Origin of the sequence: Microcoleus sp. Pol12B5 (genome assembly GCF_036701335.1) — a bacterium.
Taxonomy (GTDB): Bacteria; Cyanobacteriota; Cyanobacteriia; order Cyanobacteriales; family Microcoleaceae; genus Microcoleus.
On sequence record NZ_JAUBQQ010000149.1, the window covers coordinates 1 to 2,300 of the forward strand.

The 2,300-nt window shown below is 38.9% G+C and carries 4 pseudogenes; 3 read left to right on the forward strand and 1 reads right to left on the reverse strand.

Annotated elements, in window-relative coordinates:
- Positions 1–71 precede the first annotated feature (71 nt).
- A pseudogene (locus QUA24_RS27050) lies at positions 72–455 on the forward strand (fructosamine kinase family protein); the annotation flags it as partial.
- Positions 456–462: 7 nt separating this feature from the next.
- On the opposite strand, the pseudogene QUA24_RS27055 reads toward QUA24_RS27050, so the two are convergent.
- Positions 463–1,459: pseudogene (locus QUA24_RS27055) on the reverse strand (IS630 family transposase).
- Between the two features lie 71 nt (positions 1,460–1,530).
- On the opposite strand from QUA24_RS27055, the pseudogene QUA24_RS27060 reads away from it, so the two are divergent.
- Positions 1,531–1,857: pseudogene (locus QUA24_RS27060) on the forward strand (fructosamine kinase family protein); the annotation flags it as partial.
- 122 nt (positions 1,858–1,979) lie between these two features.
- Positions 1,980–2,186 (forward strand): annotated as a pseudogene (locus QUA24_RS27065) (IS5/IS1182 family transposase); the annotation flags it as partial.
- Between the last annotated feature and the right edge of the window lie 114 nt (positions 2,187–2,300).

A 2,300-nucleotide genomic window follows, 5' to 3' on the forward strand; every position in this document is an offset into this window, starting at 1 on the left:
CTAATTAACTCATAATTTTGCCTGGAATATCATTCTACTATGTATTTGTGTAATTAATTCTGTCTAACTACTTACCTGAGCCGATTTGCTGGGGAACTGAGGGGAATTCAGCTTATATTGTGGTGGAATGGCTGGATTTGGTAAGTCGCGGGGGCGATCAAAGTTGGGAAGAAATGGGGCGAAAACTCGCGGAAATGCACAAATACACATCCCCCAACTCCCCCTTGCTAAGGGGGGGAGAAAAGCCTAATTCGGGCTTGTTCAGGGGTGGTTTTGGGTGGGATATTAATAATACGATCGGCTCAACTATACAAATTAATAATTGGACTGCCAATTGGGCAGAATTTTGGGCAGAACAGCGGATTGGTTATCAGTTTAAATTGGCTAGGCGCCGGGGTGGTCATTTTCCCCAAGGGGAACGTTTCTTAAAGGTAATTCCTGAGTTGTTAGCAGGTTAAGTAGTTAAGCAAAATTAATTACATAATGATCTCCAAATTCTTTAAGAATTCTTTCGACAGATGAAACAAGAGATTGCCAGCTAGAGTAGGCATCTATTTCGAGCCATTGATATTTGATAAACCGCCACAAAGTCTCTATTAAATTCAATTCAGGTGAATAAGTAGGCAATTCAAATATAGTTAAACCGCGTTATTTCCATTCTTCAATTTTCTCGAAAATGGCATTGCTAGTATGGATAGAAGCTTGATCTACTACAATAACTGTTGGCCGCTCCACCACAGCAAAGAAAGTATCTATGCAGGCTATGATTACATCAGAATTAATAGTCTGCTCTGAAACATAAGCAGGTCGAGTGTTTTGCCGATTCATGATTCCCAAGACATTTAAACGCTTTGTTCTACGACTATCAATTGACAAATATTCACCAATATCTTGCCATCCATAAGGGACACAAGGGATGCCACAAAATCCGGACTCATCCAAATAGTATAAATCAATTTTTCCCTCATCTTCTAATTGTTTTAATTCTGACAACTTTTCTTTTTTTTCCTTGTATTCTATGGGGTCTGGCTTCCCACCAACACCTCGACGCATCCTATGCCAACTCATCCTTTTTTTTAATTATTCTCTTAATTGTTTCTGTACTTATATTAACAGACCATTCTTTTTTGATTTTTTGTACTACTTGCTTTAATTGTTTTGGTTGCAATTTTACCCAGTCTCTAATTTGCTCTGATTGTGCGGCATTAAATGTTTCTTTTCTGCCTCTACCTGGTTTATTATATAATCCGAGCATTCCCTCATCTTCCCATCGATTCAACCAGTTATACATGGTCTTATAACTAACTTTAAAGATTTTCATTAAGTTTTTATTTGTGATATTTTGTGAATCTAAAATCAGGAAATGTGCTCTTTGCCGCACTTGATGATGTCTGCTTTCGCGATAAATTCGGTTTAGCAATTTCAACGAAAGTGGATTGATATCTCGAAGTAAAAACATATAAAACCTCTTTGAACACAACTTAATATTTTTTATTATATCATATTAATTCTTTGTGTAATTAAATTTGTTTGACTACTTACGAACCTCAACCTTCCCTAGTTCATGGGGATTTGTGGGGGGGAAATGCGGGGGTGACATCTGCGGGGGAACCAGTGATTTTTGACCCGGCGGCATATTTTGGAGATAGAGAAGTTGATCTTGCGATGACTGAGCTATTTGGTGGATTTCCGGCGCAGTTTTACCGGGGATACAATCAGGTTTGGCCTTTGGATTCAGGGTATGAAGAACGCAAAACTCTTTATAATCTGTATCACATTTTAAATCATTTTAATTTGTTTGGTGGGAGTTACGAGTCCCAGACCAATCAAATGATTAATCGAATTTTTGGTAGTTAGGGCTTGCTGAATAATAAGCTAAAAGGTTTATACAGCAAGGCTTAGGGGATAGGGCAATCGAACAGATCGTCCAACAAATACAGGTAAAATAGTACAGAACCCTTGCACAACCGTTGACTCTCGTGTATCAAAAAGTTGACCCCAGGGGCACCGCACCAGAAAGTTTTGAATTCCCTCACGGGGGAAAATTAGCTTCAGACAACCGTTGGGTGATGATGGCTCAACTAATACCGTGGTCGGAGTTTGAAGCAGAATACGCTCAAAATTTTGCCGGATCTATGGGAGCGCCGGCTACATCATTTCGGATGGCATTAGGGGCATTAATTATAGTCATTTCAAATAAAAAAGAGACACTATTGAGCGCAGTAAGTAAGTCGGCGGGAAAGTTTATAACTATGTAACAAAAGATTAAGTAACCAGCTCGGAGCTAAATTTAATCCGTT